The sequence below is a fragment of the Flavobacterium chungbukense genome, from assembly GCF_020805785.1.
Taxonomy (GTDB): Bacteria; Bacteroidota; Bacteroidia; order Flavobacteriales; family Flavobacteriaceae; genus Flavobacterium; species Flavobacterium chungbukense.
Genome location: NZ_JAJGZV010000003.1, coordinates 439,609 through 457,082 on the forward strand (window position 1 = coordinate 439,609; position 17,474 = coordinate 457,082).

At 32.0% G+C, this 17,474-nt stretch carries 19 protein-coding genes; 4 read left to right on the plus strand and 15 right to left on the minus strand.

The window, feature by feature from the left end; all coding sequences use genetic code 11:
* Positions 1–43: 43 nt before the first annotated feature.
* The 11 genes from atpA to LL966_RS12265 all read right to left on the minus strand — a co-directional run bounded on the left by atpA (position 44) and on the right by LL966_RS12265 (position 10,321).
* Positions 44–1,621, minus strand: a complete 1,578-nt coding sequence (atpA, locus tag LL966_RS12215; RefSeq protein WP_229353566.1) for a F0F1 ATP synthase subunit alpha — start codon at positions 1,619–1,621, stop codon at positions 44–46.
* Between the two features lie 39 nt (positions 1,622–1,660).
* Positions 1,661–2,194, minus strand: coding sequence for an ATP synthase F1 subunit delta (gene atpH, locus LL966_RS12220; RefSeq protein WP_229353568.1), 534 nt, complete (start codon positions 2,192–2,194; stop codon positions 1,661–1,663).
* A gap of 4 nt (positions 2,195–2,198) precedes the next feature.
* The gene (locus tag LL966_RS12225) at positions 2,199–2,699 is read right to left on the minus strand and encodes a F0F1 ATP synthase subunit B (protein WP_229353570.1); all 501 of its coding nucleotides are present in this window, start codon (positions 2,697–2,699) and stop codon (positions 2,199–2,201) included.
* A 90-nt stretch (positions 2,700–2,789) separates the two neighbouring features.
* On the minus strand, positions 2,790–2,987 hold the full coding sequence (gene atpE / locus LL966_RS12230) for an ATP synthase F0 subunit C (RefSeq protein ID WP_008465835.1): 198 nt from the start codon (positions 2,985–2,987) through the stop codon (positions 2,790–2,792).
* A 32-nt stretch (positions 2,988–3,019) separates the two neighbouring features.
* Positions 3,020–4,195 (minus strand): F0F1 ATP synthase subunit A, encoded by a 1,176-nt coding sequence (gene atpB / locus LL966_RS12235; RefSeq protein ID WP_229353572.1) that lies wholly within the window; start codon positions 4,193–4,195, stop codon positions 3,020–3,022.
* Between the two features lie 118 nt (positions 4,196–4,313).
* The gene (locus tag LL966_RS12240) at positions 4,314–4,706 is read right to left on the minus strand and encodes a DUF6168 family protein (RefSeq protein WP_229353574.1); all 393 of its coding nucleotides are present in this window, start codon (positions 4,704–4,706) and stop codon (positions 4,314–4,316) included.
* A 58-nt stretch (positions 4,707–4,764) separates the two neighbouring features.
* Entirely contained in the window at positions 4,765–4,992 is a 228-nt protein-coding gene (locus LL966_RS12245) for an AtpZ/AtpI family protein (protein ID WP_229353576.1), read from the minus strand.
* Entirely contained in the window at positions 4,973–5,371 is a 399-nt protein-coding gene (locus LL966_RS12250) for a bactofilin family protein (protein ID WP_229353579.1), read from the minus strand. Before LL966_RS12250 ends, LL966_RS12245 begins: the two co-directional genes overlap by 20 nt.
* Before the next feature lie 12 nt (positions 5,372–5,383).
* On the minus strand, positions 5,384–7,987 hold the full coding sequence (porW, locus tag LL966_RS12255; RefSeq protein WP_229353581.1) for a type IX secretion system periplasmic lipoprotein PorW/SprE: 2,604 nt from the start codon (positions 7,985–7,987) through the stop codon (positions 5,384–5,386).
* Positions 7,988–8,076: 89 nt separating this feature from the next.
* Complete coding sequence (locus LL966_RS12260) at positions 8,077–8,772, minus strand: ABC transporter ATP-binding protein (RefSeq protein ID WP_229353583.1); 696 nt, start codon at positions 8,770–8,772, stop codon at positions 8,077–8,079.
* Between the two features lie 88 nt (positions 8,773–8,860).
* Complete coding sequence (locus LL966_RS12265) at positions 8,861–10,321, minus strand: DUF5687 family protein (protein ID WP_229353586.1); 1,461 nt, start codon at positions 10,319–10,321, stop codon at positions 8,861–8,863.
* Positions 10,322–10,449: 128 nt separating this feature from the next.
* Here LL966_RS12265 and LL966_RS12270 point away from each other — a divergent pair, with 128 nt between their 5' ends.
* Complete coding sequence (locus tag LL966_RS12270) at positions 10,450–11,502, plus strand: 2Fe-2S iron-sulfur cluster-binding protein (protein WP_229353589.1); 1,053 nt, start codon at positions 10,450–10,452, stop codon at positions 11,500–11,502.
* 321 nt (positions 11,503–11,823) lie between these two features.
* A complete protein-coding gene (locus LL966_RS12275) occupies positions 11,824–12,168 on the plus strand; it encodes a hypothetical protein (RefSeq protein WP_229353591.1) in 345 nt (114 codons plus the stop codon).
* A gap of 222 nt (positions 12,169–12,390) precedes the next feature.
* Here the strand turns inward: LL966_RS12275 and LL966_RS12280 are convergent, their stop codons facing one another.
* Both LL966_RS12280 and LL966_RS12285 read right to left on the minus strand, forming a co-directional pair.
* Entirely contained in the window at positions 12,391–13,413 is a 1,023-nt protein-coding gene (locus LL966_RS12280; protein ID WP_229353592.1) for a glycosyltransferase family 9 protein, read from the minus strand.
* A gap of 40 nt (positions 13,414–13,453) precedes the next feature.
* Entirely contained in the window at positions 13,454–14,059 is a 606-nt protein-coding gene (locus tag LL966_RS12285; RefSeq protein ID WP_229353595.1) for a DUF4254 domain-containing protein, read from the minus strand.
* A gap of 111 nt (positions 14,060–14,170) precedes the next feature.
* Here LL966_RS12285 and upp point away from each other — a divergent pair, with 111 nt between their 5' ends.
* Positions 14,171–14,824, plus strand: a complete 654-nt coding sequence (gene upp, locus LL966_RS12290) for a uracil phosphoribosyltransferase (RefSeq protein WP_229353597.1) — start codon at positions 14,171–14,173, stop codon at positions 14,822–14,824.
* On the opposite strand, the gene LL966_RS12295 is transcribed toward upp, so the two are convergent.
* A complete protein-coding gene (locus tag LL966_RS12295; protein WP_229353600.1) occupies positions 14,819–15,748 on the minus strand; it encodes a DUF6427 family protein in 930 nt (309 codons plus the stop codon). The genes upp and LL966_RS12295 overlap by 6 nt on opposite strands.
* 141 nt (positions 15,749–15,889) lie before the next feature.
* On the opposite strand from LL966_RS12295, the gene LL966_RS12300 reads away from it, so the two are divergent.
* The gene (locus LL966_RS12300; protein ID WP_229353602.1) at positions 15,890–16,120 is read left to right on the plus strand and encodes a DUF6341 family protein; all 231 of its coding nucleotides are present in this window, start codon (positions 15,890–15,892) and stop codon (positions 16,118–16,120) included.
* Positions 16,121–16,160: 40 nt separating this feature from the next.
* Here the strand turns inward: LL966_RS12300 and purD are convergent, their stop codons facing one another.
* Positions 16,161–17,435, minus strand: a complete 1,275-nt coding sequence (gene purD, locus LL966_RS12305) for a phosphoribosylamine--glycine ligase (protein ID WP_229353603.1) — start codon at positions 17,433–17,435, stop codon at positions 16,161–16,163.
* Between the last annotated feature and the right edge of the window lie 39 nt (positions 17,436–17,474).

Sequence of the window (17,474 nt, forward strand, 5' to 3'; positions counted from 1 at the left end):
AATGTTTTACATTTTCTAATTATCTAATTAACGAATTATCTAATTAGTTATATTTTGCTGAGATTTCTTTTGCTGCTTTTTCGATAACATCTGTAATAGTGTCATCTAATTTACCAGCTTTCAACGCGTTAAGCGTATCTCTATGTTTACTGTTTAAGTAAGCTAAGAAATCAGCTTCAAATTCTTTTACTTTTTCTACAGGAACGTTTCTTAATAAGTTTTTAGAACCAGCGTAGATAATAGCTACTTGGTTTTCAACTGTATAAGGATCATTTAAACCTTGTTTCAAGATCTCAACGTTTCTTTTACCTTTTTCAATTACGTTTAAAGTAACAGAATCTAAGTCAGAACCAAATTTAGCAAAAGCTTCTAATTCACGGAATTGAGCTTGGTCTAATTTTAAAGTTCCCGAAACTTTCTTCATAGATTTAATTTGAGCATTACCTCCAACACGAGATACAGAGATACCTACGTTGATAGCAGGACGAACCCCAGAGTTGAACAAATCTCCGTCAAGGAAAATCTGACCATCTGTAATCGAGATTACGTTTGTTGGAATATATGCAGAAACGTCACCAGCTTGAGTTTCGATAATTGGTAAAGCAGTCAATGAACCACCACCTTTTACGATAGATTTGATAGAATCTGGTAAATCGTTCATGTTTTTAGCGATACCATCATCAGCAATTACTTTACAAGCACGCTCTAATAAACGAGAGTGTAAGTAGAAAACGTCTCCAGGGTAAGCCTCACGTCCCGGTGGTCTTCTCAATAAAAGAGAAACCTCACGGTAAGCAACAGCTTGTTTAGATAAATCATCATACACAATAAGTGCAGGACGACCTGAATCTCTAAAGTACTCTCCAATTGCAGCACCAGCGAATGGAGCGTAAACTTGCATTGGAGCTGGATCAGAAGCATTAGCTGCAACAATAACTGTATAAGCCATTGCACCTTTTTCTTCTAACATTTTAGCGATTCCTGCTACAGTTGAAGCTTTTTGCCCAATTGCAACATATATACAGAATACAGGTTTTCCTGCATCGTAAAATTCTTTTTGATTTAAGATTGTATCGATACAAACAGTTGATTTACCTGTTTGACGGTCACCAATAACAAGCTCACGTTGTCCACGACCAACTGGAATCATAGCATCAACCGCTTTAATACCTGTTTGTAATGGCTCAGTTACTGGCTGACGGAAGATAACACCAGGTGCTTTTCTTTCCAAAGGCATTTCGTATAAGTCACCACCGATTGGTCCTTTTCCATCAATTGGAAAACCAAGTGTGTTAACAACACGTCCTACCATTTGTTCACCTACTTTAAGAGAAGCAATACGTTGAGTTCTTTTTGCAGTAGATCCTTCTTTAAGTCCTGTTGATGGTCCTAAAAGTACAACCCCAACATTATCCTCTTCAAGATTCAATACGATACCTTCCATACCGTTATCAAATTCTACTAACTCTCCATATTGTACATTAGATAGCCCGTAAACACGAGCAATACCGTCTCCAACTTGAAGTATTGTTCCTACTTCCTCTAGCGTAGCACCAGATTCAAAACCTTCTACTTGCTTTCTTAATATTGCTGAAATTTCAGCAGGTTTGATTTCCGCCATCTTAATTTATAATTTAGACACTTTTTTGTGTTATAAAAACTAATTACTTAACTCTCTTTTTAATACTTGTAATCTGTTTGCAACAGAAGCGTTGTATTGCTTGTCACCTATTCTTAAAATAAATCCACCAATGATTGAAGGATCTACTATATTTTCTATTGTAATTTTTTTATCAGATAAGGTTGTCACTTTTTCTAGAACTTTAGCCTCTAAAGTAGCATCCATAGGAATAGCTGTAGTAACTTTTGCTACTTCCACACCATTACTTTCATCAAATAATTTATTGTATTCTAAAGCAATTGCATCTAGAATTTCAAATCTTTTGTTCTCGAATAATAAATGAAATAAACCTATAGTTACTCCATTTGCATCCGAGAAAACTTCTAAAAGAGCACTTTCTTTAACTTCAACTTTTGTAGTTGGGTTTTCAATAAAGGTACTCAATTCTGAATTTGTTTCAATTGCAGAAGCAATTGATTTCATATCGTTATTTACAGCTTCGGCAACACCTTTAGAGTTTGCTAAGTCTAGAATTGCTTTTGCATAACGAATTGCTGCTCTTGTACTTGCCATAATCTTAGTTTAACTTTACGTCACCTAACATTTTCTCAACTAATTTAGTTTGAGATTCTTTATTAGATAATTCTTCTTTCAATAATTTTTCAGCAATAGTCAATGATAAAGTCGAAACTTGAGCTTTTACTTCAGCCATTGCAGCATTTTTTTCACTTTCGATAGCAGCTTTCGCTTGCTCGATCATTTTTTGACCTGCCTCTTGTGCTTCGTTTTTAGAATCAGCAATCATTTTCTCTTTCATTTCGCGAGCTTCTTTCAACATCGCATCACGTTCTGCACGAGCTTCATTCAAAATTCTTTGATTATCCGCTTGTAAATTTTCCATTTCTCTTTTTGCATTTTCAGCAGAAAGCAATGCATTTTTGATACCCTCTTCTCTTGCAGTAATAGATTCCATAATTGGTTTCCATGCAAATTTCACCAAAAGCAAAATTAATACTAACAAGATTAAAGCTTGCCAAAAGAATAAACCGAATGAAAAATCGTTAATTAACTTATCCATTTTATATAACTATATTAAATATTTAATTTCTTTTTTTAAAGTAACAACACCTTTAACCAACCGTTAAAGATGTTGTTATTTCTTTCTTTATTATTTTCCTAAGATTAAAGCAGCGAATGCTAAACCTTCTAATAAAGCAGCGATAATAATCATCGCAGTTTGGATTTTACCAGCAGCTTCTGGCTGACGAGCAATAGCGTCCATAGCAGATCCACCGATTTTACCTAAACCTAAACCTGCACCGATTACTACTAAACCAGCACCTACTAAAGTTGGAATTGTTCCCATAAGTATTTATATATATAAAATTAAACTTCTAATTAGATAATTACATTCTCTTCGTGTCCGTGATCATCGTGGTGATGATCTTGAACTGCCATACCAATAAACAATGATGATAACATTGTAAAGATAAATGCTTGTAAGAATGCAACTAAAACTTCAATAACAGAGATAAATAATGTCAATCCTAATGATATTGGTAAATCTGCTGCTAAATTTTTACCCACAAAAATCATCGCAATCAAACTCATAATTACTACGTGACCTGCAGTAATATTTGCATACAAACGAATTAATAATGCAAATGGTTTTGTTAGTGTTCCTAAAATTTCAATTGGAGCTAATATAATTTTCATTGGAACTGGAACTCCTGGCATCCAGAAAATGTGTCCCCAATAATCTTTGTTAGCACTAAATTGTGTAATTAAGAAAGTGAATGCTGCTAAACAAACCGTAATAGCAATATTTCCTGTAACGTTAATTCCTAGAGGAGTCATTCCTAATAAGTTTAACAACCAAACAAAGAAAAATACAGTTAAAAGATACCCCATATATTTACGGTATTTCTTTTCTCCAATATTTGGAACCGCAATTTCGTCTCTGATGAAAATAATAAGTGGTTCTAAAACTCTACCAAATCCTGTTGGGATTGGTCCTTTTTTATATGATTTTGCTAAACCAGTAAACATTAAGAATAATAATACTGAAACAAAAAGCATTGAAACAACATTTTTTGTAATAGAAAAATCTAGAGGTTTTTCGTTTTCAGGATGTCCGTGCTCATTAAAGTTAATTGTTCCGGCTGCATCTGTTTTGTAAATTTTACCGTGAACTAATTTGTAGAAGTTTCCGTCAACCTCTGCAACAGCTTCACCGTGGTGTAATTTTGAAGAAGAGAAAATTTTCAATCCTCCATCAATTAATATAACTGGTAATGAAAAACCATAGCTTTTATGTTCTTTCTCATCTTGAAAGAAAACAAAGTCGTGAGAATCTTGTAAGTGGTGATCAATAAAAGCATCCACTTTTGCTTTTGGATCAAGAGCGACGTGCTCTCCTTCCGATGGAGCATTGTGTGAAATTACTTTCTCTTCATGAGCTGTTTCAGTTTGAACATGCGTTGAGTCATTCTCTGAGTTTGCAAAACCCATAATTGGTAGAGAAGCTACAAAAGCGGCAAGAATAAAGCTGAGTGGTTTGTTTGAAATCACCATATCGTGGAAAATCTTATTTTTTTACGTTTCTAAAATTTGGTGCAAAGGTACATTTTTTATTAATATTCAAAAGGATATGAAAAATTATTTTTAAACCTTGTTTTAAAGAATTGTTATTTTAACGCTTTTCATTTAATAATCGGGCAGTTAAAAGCGTCTGAAATAACAAAAACAACACAAATGTTATAAAAAAACTAATTTTCTCAACACTACTTTCTCCTGTTTTGCTTTTTAAGATTGGTTGTAAAACTAAATACGCAAATAACATTTGTGTAAAAGTTCCAAATAAAAATGCCATTCCAACGATTTCAAAATTCTTCTTCTTTATTATTAATAATATAAGGTATAATAGAGCAGAAATTCCAAAGAAGAATAAATAGGGTATTTCTAAACTGTAATGGAAGTTTTGAGTATTGATTTCTAAAAAATAGAAAATTGCTTTATGAAGCACATACGCAACTAAAGCAAAACAAAATAAATAAAATACTGGTTTGTAATTTTTTGAAAGCATTTGAAATAATTTTGCTGCAAAGATGCAACTTTTATCTCAAGGTCTTTTTACTTAAAATCTACTTTGTTTTATTAATGTCGTTTACCTGTCGGATTACATTATATAATGCCAATCCGACACCAAGCATTACAAAAATAGTATTGTAGTAAACTTTAGGACTTGGATGATTTTCATCAAGCCAAGTTCCGAAATAAGAAAACAGAAAAATAATTACTCCCATCTGAAAAGGAATATTTATAAATGCCAGCCATTTATTTCTTCTACTTTTATTCGGTTCCTTTTCCATCTTCTAACATTATAACTTGGTTTAAATGGGCAAGCATCGTGCAGGTTGCTGTGAAGTCTGCCCCTGGTTCTATTGATAATTTTCCAACTGCCACTTCTCCATGAATTTGAGCAGTCGATTTAATATTAAGAATTTCGAGAACTTTTATTTTTCCGTGAAACTCTCCTTCTATATCGGCATTGTTACAGATTATTTCTCCTTTTACAGATCCCTTGGCTCCAATCACGATTTTGCCTTGCGAAGTAAAATTTCCAATCAATTCGCCGTCTAGTCTAAAATCGGCTTTAGAAACTATGTCTCCTATTATTGATGTTCCTTCTACTATTCTATTCGTTTTTCCTAATTGTTCAGTTCCGTTTTTTTTTACTTTTTCAAACATGGCGGTTAAGATTTAAGGGGCTTTTGGGGTCAAGTATGCGTCTAAATTCTTTTTGATCTGTACAATTTTATAGTTATCTGTTGATATAATTATAGCCGGATCTGCAATTTTATATTTTTTATCATCTCTAAAAACGCCTGCAATATCTTTAGCGTAAGCTTCTGACTTTAAACCATGAATAACTACGAAACTTTCCGTTTTATTGTATTTGTCTAAAGATGTTGTTAGTCTCTCGTAATTTTCTACTAATAAAAAGACTCTAATTGCTTCTTCGATTTTTTTAACCGTTTTTGTATCCGTATTAGCAACTTTATATAAAATCTTCCAATTTTTGTTGTCAACATCTGTAAAAGCTAATTTTTCTAAAACCGGAACTTGTTTTTCTAAATTTTCTCTGGCACTTTTACCTTCTTCACTATTCGGATAATTATCGGCAACGTTTTCTAGACCTTTTTTATAGGCCTCCAAACCATTTACTTTTCCTAAAGTATTGGCTTTTAACAATTCGTATTTAGAAACAATTTCATCTCCTGAATATTGATTGATTAAATTGTCAATATTGGCTAAGACTTCATCAAATTTTTCTTCTTCAAAAAGTTTATACCATTTATAATACTCTTTATCAGGACTCGAATTTGAATCGTCTGTTTTATTGTTTAAAATCTGAGCATATCTCGAATCCGGATATTTGGATGATATTTCTGCTTTTATCGCTTCTGCTTTTGCGCGATTTGTAATTTGATAGATTTTATACAAATTATACATCGAAGGCAAGACTAACTTTTCTTCGGGACTGTTCTTTAATAACTGCTCCAGTTTATCGCTGGCCAATTTGTTTTCTTTAAACTTCTCCTTATATATAAGTCCTAGTTGGTAATAAGAAAAATTACGTTCTTTACCTATACTATCAATTGCAAGCTGCGTGGTTGGAAGCTGTTTGACATAATAAGCTACAGTGTATTTTTCTACAACAACGGTATCTACAATTGCATTTGCAATTTCTTGATTTTTAATCGTATCGTTTAATGCCGCATCATTAGCAGATTTTACTCCAGCTAATCTCCAGTTACCACCCAAAGTTCTGGTTCCCCACATTTTTTTGAATTGCAGTTTTCCGTAAGCAACTGTTGTTGGATTATAGAAATAGAATGTACTTATATTATCGCTAGGCACGCCAACTATTTCTGGTACTGAAGGCTGACCTAAAGACTGCGGATTAACAGCTCCGTTTCCAGAAATTTCGGCCTGAGAATTTAAATCAATATTGGCTAATCTCTCTCTTTCCTTTTCTTCTATAAGTTTTTTAGCTTCGTCTTTCTTTTTTAGCTCTGCAATATAATTTTCAAAATAAATTTTCTTTTCTGCTGCAGGCAAATTATAAACCTTAATGATACTATCATTTCGTTTTGCGATTGCTTCGTATTTTATTACTTCATCAAGGTTTTTTCTGTTTTTTTCTATATAGGCGTATTCTCTAGTTTTAGGATCCAGCTTAACTAAAGTACTGTCGTAATACTTTGCCGCCATTATATAATCTGTATTCTTAAAATACATGTTTCCAATATTTCTATAGGCAGAAGCCATTAAATACGGATCTTTCGATTTTCTTCTCAAAGATTTATTATAGAAACTTAAAGCATTTGTTTGGTCTTTATTTTTGTCGAAAAATACGCCCATCTCATAAAAAAGAATATCATAATAGGGACGATTTTCTCTGTCTTGCACCAATTCGTTGTACATTTTGAGAAACAATTCCTGATTTCCATTTTCATAATCAAACATTTGTGCTTTTTTTGCATAAGCATGCATCATATATTTACGATCTGCTTTCCTGTTTAAATCAATAACGGCATCATAAAAATAAATAGCGCTGTCTCTTTTTCCTTCTGCTTGGTACATCTGTCCCAAAATAAAACGATATCTAGCGCGTTCCTCATTTTTTCTTGTAAACTGTTCTGCAATTCTAAGTTTGGCAACAACACTGTCTTTTTCTTCCAAATTCAGAAATGCTTCAGCCATAAGCGCATTTGCATCAGCAAAAGTCTGTTTGTCTAAATCTGTTTTTTTAAGTAAAATTTTAATGTTTTTAAGAGCAATTGCATCGTTGCCTAAACGCATATTGGTCTTTTCTCTCCAAATTTTTGCAGTATAAATATTATTGCTTTCGGGATATTTGTACAGAATATAATTGAATGCCTCAATTGCGGGAATAAAACGCTGATCATAATACCTGGCCTTCCCCAACATAAGATATGCCTCGTCAATCTGCCAGTTTCTCTCTCTTCCTCCAATATTCATGGAGTGTTTCTGAATGGCTTTTGTAGCTTTTGTTTCTGCTCGCTCAAAATCAGGATTTTTAGCTTTTTCTCCTTCAGAAAAATTTTCATCAAACTGCATTTTCTCTATTGGCAGAATTTTCCAAAAATTATCTTCATTATTGGCGTGAATAGACTGAAGGCCTTTTTCGAGACCAATTCCTCCATTATACAAAATATTATATTTGGTTCCAATAGAGTGTGAACTTCTAGCCAAAAATGTATTTTTTTTGGTAGAACAAGCTATCAAAAACAAGAAAAAAACAAGAGTAAAACTATATTTAAGAGTATTCTTTTTCAATAGAAAAGAGTTTAAAACAGATAACTACTAAAAATCAGTTTTAGTATATTCATTTGTAAAAATACGCTTCTTTTTGAAATATAGAAATGCTATACCGCAAAAAACAATTCTAGTTCCTGCAAGGTCTCTTTTGAAGTTTGAATATCTTTTACAATTTCTCCTTTATTTAGTGCTACAATTCGATCGCAAACCTCAACAGTGTGCTGCAAATCATGACTTGAAACTAAAACCGTTACATTTGGATTTTCTGCCAGCTCTTTTATAATTTTTTTCAATCTGCTAACAGTTGTCGGATCTAAATTTGCAAAAGGCTCATCTAATATTACAACTTCTGGATTTCCAATAAGTGTCGCAATAATTCCAACTTTTTTCTGGTTTCCTTTTGATAAATCACGAAGGTATTTTTTATTTTTTAAAATCTCTCCGTTAAAAAACTCTTCATGTTTTGCCAATAAAGCATCTACATCCGCTTTGTTCTGATTACGTAAATCTCCAATAAAATAGAAATATTCTTCTGGTGTTAAATATCCGATAAGGAAATTTTCATCTAAAAATGAACCCGTGAAAGATTTCCAATTTTCACTATTATTTACCTGAATGTCATTACTTTTTATATATCCAGTTGAAGGCTGAATAAGATCTAAAAGCAAACTAAAAAATGTCGTTTTTCCTGCTCCGTTATTTCCAACCAATCCAAAGCTTTGTCCTTTTGGAATATCAAGATTGCTAATGTTTAAAACTGTTGTTCCGTTATATGTTTTTGAAAGTTGATTTACTTGTATCATGGTAATTGTTGATTTTAGATTGTTGATTTTAGATTTTAGATTTCCAAAGAATGAAATTATCTCATTCTCAAATTGGCACATTCTCTAATTAGTTCTTTTGTTTGTAGGCACTTATCGTACTGTATTTTTCAATTTTGTATCTCTTTTCAATTAAAGAAAATACCTTTTCTTTAAATATAAATCCGAGAATACCTGCGCCGGCAACTAAAGCTAAACCAATCATTTTGTCTCCAAAATAAATTCCTAAAGCATATAAGCCAACTGGCAGTAAAATTTTAGGTAAAGACAGTAGCATAGCATTTACATTAAACGCTTTTTTATCTCCAAAAGCACCACCTGCATTACTCAAATCAATTGGTGTTTTAGTGAAAGCACCACCTAAAAGAACCAAATGAGAATTGACTCCTATATTGTAAATCGCACCAACTACAACTGTTAGATAAACTTGCCATCCGTAAAAAAGATAAAAGGATGCTAAAATGGTAGAAATAAATGTTGCAATAACAATAAGCCACCATTTTGAAGTGATATAATTTCTATACGGAATATTTTGCGTCATCATTAATTGGTAATAAGAACTATCCCAACTCGGAACAAATTGACCAAAAACAAATAAAAATCCGCCTGAAACAAATATTCCGGCAAAAATATGCATCATAGCTGGCTGATGAGAGTTTCCAAAGAAAATCAATCCGTAGAATAAAAAGAGAACACTCATGATAATTGTCGTTTTCGATCTTTTATTTCTTTTAATAAGTTTAATGTCGTTTTTAAGGAATGTTCCCAAAGTTCCGAACTGATTCAGCCAAGCAAGATTTTCTGTTGATGCCTCATCTTGTTTTACAGAAAGCCCTGCATCTAAATATAAATTCTTTTTAAAATATTTAAAAGTATAAATATGAAGTCCGATTAATACTAATATTGGTATTAAAAATACACCTTCTATATCGTAAAAGTTTTGGAAAAACGGAGTCGTAAACAGCGTGATATCAAACAATTTATAATATTGTGCTCCCGCAAAAGCAATAATCAGAACAACAAATACGGCAAACAATTTGTCAATATTGCTTAAAATAATATTCAAGAAATTATTGATATAAATGAATGCCATTATTCCTAAATGCCAGAAAACAATCCCAACAACATCATATCCGTTTAAAATTAACACGACTGAAAACGGAATAAAAAATAAAGCGTGAACCCAATTAAAAAAAGACAACATTGTTTTTCCTAATGAGAAATGAACAATAGTCGGTTTTTTAAAAGGCAGTACTAATAATGGTTTAATATTTAAAACCGGTATGGATTGCAGCAGCAATCGGATTACCAGATCGAAAAGAAAATAATAAACTAGAAATTTGTTGATTGTTATCAAAGGTTCTAATTTCATATCCTTTAGAACATAAAATGCTCCAACTCCCATTCCGATAAAAATTACCGAAAAATAGATCATAAAAAAACCTATTAGAATTTTCATTGCCAGGTTTTTACCAAATGATGCCGATCGAATAAAAGCTTTCCATTCGAGGTAAATAAACTTCTTAATCATGGTTTATGGTTTTAGTATTTTTGTAGTAAGAGATCAAATGTAGGAAAACGTTACAAAAAAAGTTAAAAAAAATAATTTCGTGCTAATCTTTTAATAGTGGTTTGCTACTTTTGCATAAAAATTCTATCATGCCTTCATTCTTAAAACTTATAATTAAAGAGGTTAAACGCGAAACTGCAGATGCTGTTTCTGTACTTTTTAATGTTCCCGAAGAACTTAAACCAGACTACAAATTTATAGCTGGTCAATATATAAATTTAAAATTAACACTTGACAATCAAGAAATTAGACGTGCATATTCTATTTGTTCTGCTCCAGATAGTGGCGAATTAAGAATCGCTGTTAAAGGAGTAAAGAATGGTCTTTTTTCTCAATTTGCCAATACAAGATTAAAAGCGGGTGATGTTCTTGAAGTAGGTCAGCCAGAAGGTAAATTTACTTTTGAGCCAGATGCTGAGAGACAAAAAAACTACGCAGCTTTTGTAGCAGGAAGCGGAATTACACCTGTTCTTTCTATTATAAAATCGGTTTTAAAAAACGAACCAAAGAGTTCATTTGTATTGGTTTACGGAAATAAAACTCCAGAAAATACTATTTTTCATCAAGAACTTCACGATCTGCAATTGCAATACGTAGGAAGATTTTTTGTGCATTATGTATTCAGCCAGGCAAAAGCTGAAAATGCTTTGTTTGGAAGAATTGAAAAATCGGCAGTTAATTTTGTATTGAATAACAAACACAAAGAACTGCAATTTGATAAATTCTTCTTGTGCGGACCAGAAGAAATGATCAACACTGTTTCTAATGTTTTAAAAGAGAAAAATGTAAAAGAATCAGCCATTAAGTTTGAGCTTTTTACCTCTTCTACTGAAGAAAACGTAATTCAAGGTTCTCAAGAAGGCCATACAAAAATTACGGTTTTGGTTGATGATGAAGAGACTACTTTTGAAATGTCTAAAAAACAAACTATTCTTGATGCTGCTTTAAAACAAGGAGTTGATGCTCCTTATTCTTGCCAAGGCGGAATCTGCAGCAGCTGTTTAGGGCGTGTTACAAAAGGAAGCGCAGAAATGACAAAAAATTCTATTTTAACAGACAGCGAAATCGCAGAAGGATTAATCTTGACTTGTCAAGCACATCCAACTTCTGAAACTATTTATGTTGATTACGACGACGTATAGTCTTTTAAATTCCAATATTAAAAATTCCAAATTCCAAGCTTTCCATTGGGATTTGGAATTTTTTTTTCATTAAGCGAAACTTTTTGTTAAAGTTGTCATTGCAATAAAAACAAAATTAAGCCAAAAATTTGCTTATTTTTTATTATATTAGAGGTGAAATTATGGCAATCGCAAAATCTTCGATTTGTAGAGCTAAATCAAATTTGTCAATACATTTAAACATTAAATATCATGACAGCTCACGTACAACACTTTCATCTATATCTATTTATTATGCTTCTTGTAACTGCTTCGCTATGTGTTCTTGCAGTTATTATAAAAATGAAAAATAGAAAAGGTCCTAAGTTGCTTGAAAGGGAAAAATACAATGCGACTATGACCGAAAAAATGGTAGAAGTAAAAGATACCGATTCTAATATCTTTAATATTTGGCCTTATGTAAGTAAACTTAAATCGGCTAAAGTTTTATCTAAAAAAGTAAAAGACAATGATTTAGTCTACAAGATTTACAGAGATTCAACAGAAAAGTTTGAACATATTCTACTATCAACCGAAGACAAAAACAACTTTGTTACGATTATAGTTAACAAAAAAAGAAAAAAAACAATAGGATATTCTATTCTTGATTCTGATGAAAAATATGAATTGAGAAGCAATATTGCCTAAAGTTTATTATTGGGAAATAATCCCAACGGGGTAAAATATTTATAGAATCACAATAAAACAAAAGAATAAAAGCTCCAGCGGAGTGGCATATATTATAAAAAATATGCCACTCCGCTTGAGCTTTAATATTGTAGATGATATTCTTTGCTATAAATATTTTTGCTATAAATATTTCGCTTCTCCGAAGCTTAGAAAAACTATTCTTTTTAGCTTTTTAATCTTTTATGAAAGCTGTTCTACAACTTTGTCAAAAACCTGTTGCGGCAAAATCGTTCTCATCGCATCTTCATAACCTTCAACCTCTTTATTTCCATAAACCGATGTTGGCAGTTTTGGATATTGATTTCTGTCTGAAGTCAAAGCATTTTCTAACGTTTGATTGAAAGGTAAAAATCCTGCGTACGGATGCGTTGCGCCCCAAAGTGTAACTACTTTAACGCCCAACATAGCAGCGATATGCGCATTTCCAGAATCCATAGAAAGCATTACGTCGAGATTGCTAATTAATTGTAATTCCTGCTGAAATTTAATTTTCCCAGCCATATTAATCACGTTTTCAAATGGCTCTGAAATCGAATTTAAAATTTCGATTTCTTTTTTTCCTCCGCCAAAAAGCAAAATTTTGTATGAAGAATTCTCAGCTAATTTTGCAATCACTTCTTGCATTAAATCTAAAGGATAAACCTTAGAATCGTATTGTGCAAAAGGCGCAATTCCAATTAATTTTGAATTTTCATTTCCTATAATTTCAAGAATTTCAGCACTTAAAACTGCTTTTTCCGGAAATGTAGTCCCGACGCTTCGGGATGACAAGTCTAAAGGAAAACCAAGTTGTTCAAATACTTTTGAGTGTCTTTCGAACATCGTTGGCAATGGCGCAAAAACTTTATTTTCAGCACGAGTTAATTCTTTTTTTCCTTCACGGCCTTTATCTACTGTAGCTCTTTTTTTTCCGCTTAAAGCGAAAAGCAAACTCACAATCTTAGATCTTAAAACATTATGAAGATCAGCAAAAGCATCGATTTTATGTTTTTTTACATCTTTATATAAACGTAAAAGTCCTAGAAATCCTTTATGTCTTTCTTTTTCATCAAAAGCAAAAAATTCAAGATTTGGAATTCCATCAAAAAATGGTTTGAAAAATGGGCGTGAAATAACGGTCAATTTTACCGTTGGATACTGTTTTACAAAAGCTCGTAAAACAGGAACCGTCATGGCGACATCTCCCATTGCGGATAGTCTCATGACGGCTATATGCTTAATTTTGCTAGACAAGTCTGCCAAATTATTTTTTATTTTGATACAATACTGGGTTCAATTCGTCGTCGTTGTACATTTTCATTTGCTTGTACACTTTCATGAATTTATCTCCATTTTCAATATCTGTCAATAATTCTTCGATTGCTGTAGATAAATCTGTTCTTTGTTCTAAAAGTATATTTAATTTTTCCTGACATTTATCTCTATGTTCTTGAGAAGCTTCTGGACGAGTTGCCTCTTCGTGCATGTGATAAATTTTTAATGCCAAAATTGACAATCTATCAAATGCCCAAGCTGGACTTTCAGAATTGATTTTTGCTCCATCTTTAGCTTGTATATTGCTATATTTCTGCAAAAAATAGCTATCGATGTATTCTACCATGTCTGTACGTTCTTGATTTGATGCATCGATTCTTCTTTTTAAAGTTAAAGCGGCAACAGGATCAATTTGCGGATCACGGATAATATCTTCAAAATGCCATTGAACGGTATCAATCCAATTTTTTAGATATAACAAATGCTCGAACTTATCTTTCGGATAAGGATTATTAATCGGCTGATCAACATTATCAAATTGATGATAATCTTTGATACTTTGCTCGAAAACAGAATATGCTAATTTTGAAAACATGTATTTATTTTTTTAGAGTTACAAAGATACTTTTTATACTTTTATGCTGCGAAAAAAACCAATTATTTTTCCTTTTCTTATCTTTAATCGTTAATAAATTACTATTTCATCATGAAAATTCATTATATATCTGAAAAAAACAGTGTTTTAAATCATTTTTTAGGACAAATTAGAAATGTTGATGTTCAGAATGATAGCATGCGGTTCAGACGAAATATTGAACGTATTGGAGAAATCATGGCTTACGAATTAAGCAAAATTTTACCTTATAAAGATGTTGAAATTCAAACACCGCTAGGCATAAAAAAAACAACACAAATTGAAACCGATTTGGTTTTATGTCCCATTCTAAGAGCTGGGTTGCCACTTCATAACGGTTTTCTGAATTATTTTGATCATGCCGAAAATAGCTTTGTTTCGGCTTGCAGATACCATCCAAACAATGATGATGAATTTGAAATTTTAGTTGAATATCAAGCGATTTCAAACTTAAACAATAAAACTGTTTTACTTCTAGATCCAATGCTGGCAACTGGACAATCTATTGTTGCTGTTCATAAAAAGTTAATGGAAAATGCTACTCCAACAGAATTTCATATTGTTGTGGTTATTGCTGCTCCAGAAGGAATTGCTCATCTTGAAGAAAATCTTCCAGAAAATTGCCATTTATGGGTTGCTTCTTTGGATGAAAAACTAAATGAGAAAAACTATATTGTTCCTGGCCTTGGTGACGCTGGAGATCTTGCTTACGGAAGTAAATTATAATTGTGAGAAAAAGGTAAATAAACTACATACGATCAGCACATAATATACAATTTCGTTATTGAGCTTTTGCTGCATATATTCTACATGACTTGCCGCCATAATGGTTAATGGAGCAATACTGAATAATAGTAAATCATTGCTTTTATTTGGAGAAATAAGGAAAACCAAAACAGCAATGAAAAAGTAGGCTACAATTTTTTTGTATGATGAATGAACAATCTGAGGTCTATTTGACAAAGTCATTAACATCGAGGTAACAAAGAATAAGGTCACTGCAGTATATATTGAAAGCGCAGCATTTTCATAATTATTCTTAAAATAATCAATTTTAAAATCAAGGACAGCACGTTCCTGAATAAAGGCCAATGCATCGATATTAAAAATTAATGAAATCATATAGAATAAAATGGCCACCGCCAAAAAAGCAATAAATGGCAAAACCCAGTTTCTATAATCGCGTGAAACGTGAAAAATAATAGATATGTAGACCAATAAAAGAAACAAAATACTCCAAAATTGAAATAAAGAAGCTACAAAAATCCAAAATGCGGCATCAAATATTTTTTCTTTTGAAGCTTTTAGAGATTGTAAAGAAACCAATCTTCGAAGTGACAATAAAATAAAGAAGTTGGCATAAACAACATTTGCATTATTAAATATGGTTGGAAAAAACAAAAGAAATAACAAGTAGAAAAGTATCGCGTAACCATTGTCTTTACTGAGTCCGTTCTTTTTTACGATAAAATTGATCATAAAAAATGAAGCCAAAATAAAGCATAATAAACTCACTTTTTGAAATGCCAAAAAATAAGAACTAACCCAAGTTGGGTCTTTAATTTGGAACATAAAAAAGAAAACCAGTATTAAAATTACAACCAATGAATAATTTAATGGCGTAGATTTTTTAAAAACACTTGTTATCATAAGGATATTTTATACTTTTGTGATTGTAAAGATAATACTTGTTTAAAAGGAAAAACCTAACAAGTAGAAAAAAGATTTGGTTTGCCGAATTTTATCTTCAAAGCATTACACAACAATAAATAACATATAATTTTTTAAATTATGAAAGCTTTTTTCGAAGGAATTCAATACTTATTCGTTAACATTTTGTTTGCTCCTCTTGACTTTTTACGTCGTTTGGAATTAATTACATGGTTTGGTGCAAACACTATTAACTGGATTTTCATGATCATCTGCTCTGCTGCAATCGTTTATTGGATCAAACAATTACGTATTTTTGATGATGCTGGAACAGAAAACCAAGATACAACAGCTCATTCATTTTTAAAATAAAAACCAAACCCTTAATTAAAAGGGTTGGTCATTTTTATTTTTAAATTAAATCGAAACCGATATCTTTTCTAAAATACATCTTATCAAAGCTTAGTTTATCTATGTTTTGGTAAGATTTTTTTATGGCCTCTTGGAAATTATCTCCGTAAGATGTTACTGCAATTACACGTCCTCCATTAGTAACGACATTTCCGTTATCTAATTTTGTTCCTGCATGAAAAACGATAGATTCTTCAATATTTTCTAATCCAGAAATTAATTTTCCTTTTTCAAAATCTTCAGGATATCCACCAGAAACAACCATAACAGTTGTAGCGCTTCTTGGATCAACTTCTAAATTAAAATCTCCTAATTTCTGATCTGCAACAGACAAAAACAATTCAACTAAATCAGATTTTAATCTCGGAACCACAACTTCAGTTTCAGGATCTCCCATTCTCACGTTGTATTCAATAACGATTGGTTCGTTTTTAACGTTGATTAAACCAATAAAAACAAAACCTTTATATTCGATTCCGTCTTTTTGGAAACCTTCGATTGTTGGTTTTACGATACGAGTTTCAATTTTTTCCATTAAAACAGCATCCACATAAGGAACTGGAGAAACTGCTCCCATTCCACCTGTGTTTAAACCTGTATCTCCTTCACCAATTCTTTTGTAATCTTTTGCCGTTGGCAGAATTTTATAGTTTTTTCCGTCAGTTAAAACGAAACAGCTTAATTCGATTCCGTCTAAAAATTCTTCAATAACAACTTTAGAACTTGCTGCTCCAAATTTCTCGTGAACCAACATGTTTCTTAATTCTGTTTTTGCTTCTTCAAGATCTTGAATAATCAAAACTCCTTTTCCTGCAGCTAAACCGTCTGCTTTTAAAACGTAAGGTGGTTGTAAAGTTTCTAAGAAATCACATCCTTTCTCTACTGTTTCGGCAGTAAAACTATCGTAAGCAGCTGTTGGAATATTATGTTTCATCAAGAATTCTTTTGCAAATTCTTTGCTTCCTTCTAATTGAGCACCTAATTTAGATGGTCCAATGACTGGAATATGTTTTAAACTTTCGTCGTTTTTAAAATAATCGTAAATACCTTTTACCAATGGATCTTCAGGTCCTACAACTACTAAACTTATATTTTCTTTAAGTACTAAAGCTTTTACGGCTTCAAAATCTGTCGCAGATATTGCCACATTTTCAGCAATTGCAGCTGTTCCCGCATTTCCAGGTACTACAAAAAGTTTTTCGCAAAGCGGACTCTGAGTCATTTTCCATGCAAATGCATGCTCTCTTCCGCCTGATCCCAATAATAAAATTGTCATGGTGTTGTTGTATTTTAGTTGTGGTGCAAAAATAGTCGC

Coding starts and splice junctions, on each gene's coding strand:
- atpA (WP_229353566.1), bottom strand. CDS start 1,621: ATGGCGGAAATCAAACCTGCTGAAATTTCAGCAATATTAAGAAAGCAA.
- atpH (WP_229353568.1), bottom strand. CDS start 2,194: ATGGCAAGTACAAGAGCAGCAATTCGTTATGCAAAAGCAATTCTAGAC.
- LL966_RS12225 (WP_229353570.1), bottom strand. CDS start 2,699: ATGGATAAGTTAATTAACGATTTTTCATTCGGTTTATTCTTTTGGCAA.
- atpE (WP_008465835.1), bottom strand. CDS start 2,987: ATGGGAACAATTCCAACTTTAGTAGGTGCTGGTTTAGTAGTAATCGGT.
- atpB (WP_229353572.1), bottom strand. CDS start 4,195: ATGGTGATTTCAAACAAACCACTCAGCTTTATTCTTGCCGCTTTTGTA.
- LL966_RS12240 (WP_229353574.1), bottom strand. CDS start 4,706: ATGCTTTCAAAAAATTACAAACCAGTATTTTATTTATTTTGTTTTGCT.
- LL966_RS12245 (WP_229353576.1), bottom strand. CDS start 4,992: ATGGAAAAGGAACCGAATAAAAGTAGAAGAAATAAATGGCTGGCATTT.
- LL966_RS12250 (WP_229353579.1), bottom strand. CDS start 5,371: ATGTTTGAAAAAGTAAAAAAAAACGGAACTGAACAATTAGGAAAAACG.
- LL966_RS12260 (WP_229353583.1), bottom strand. CDS start 8,772: ATGATACAAGTAAATCAACTTTCAAAAACATATAACGGAACAACAGTT.
- LL966_RS12265 (WP_229353586.1), bottom strand. CDS start 10,321: ATGATTAAGAAGTTTATTTACCTCGAATGGAAAGCTTTTATTCGATCG.
- LL966_RS12270 (WP_229353589.1), top strand. CDS start 10,450: ATGCCTTCATTCTTAAAACTTATAATTAAAGAGGTTAAACGCGAAACT.
- LL966_RS12275 (WP_229353591.1), top strand. CDS start 11,824: ATGAAAAATAGAAAAGGTCCTAAGTTGCTTGAAAGGGAAAAATACAAT.
- LL966_RS12280 (WP_229353592.1), bottom strand. CDS start 13,413: ATGAGACTATCCGCAATGGGAGATGTCGCCATGACGGTTCCTGTTTTA.
- LL966_RS12285 (WP_229353595.1), bottom strand. CDS start 14,059: ATGTTTTCAAAATTAGCATATTCTGTTTTCGAGCAAAGTATCAAAGAT.
- upp (WP_229353597.1), top strand. CDS start 14,171: ATGAAAATTCATTATATATCTGAAAAAAACAGTGTTTTAAATCATTTT.
- LL966_RS12295 (WP_229353600.1), bottom strand. CDS start 15,748: ATGATAACAAGTGTTTTTAAAAAATCTACGCCATTAAATTATTCATTG.
- LL966_RS12300 (WP_229353602.1), top strand. CDS start 15,890: ATGAAAGCTTTTTTCGAAGGAATTCAATACTTATTCGTTAACATTTTG.
- purD (WP_229353603.1), bottom strand. CDS start 17,435: ATGACAATTTTATTATTGGGATCAGGCGGAAGAGAGCATGCATTTGCA.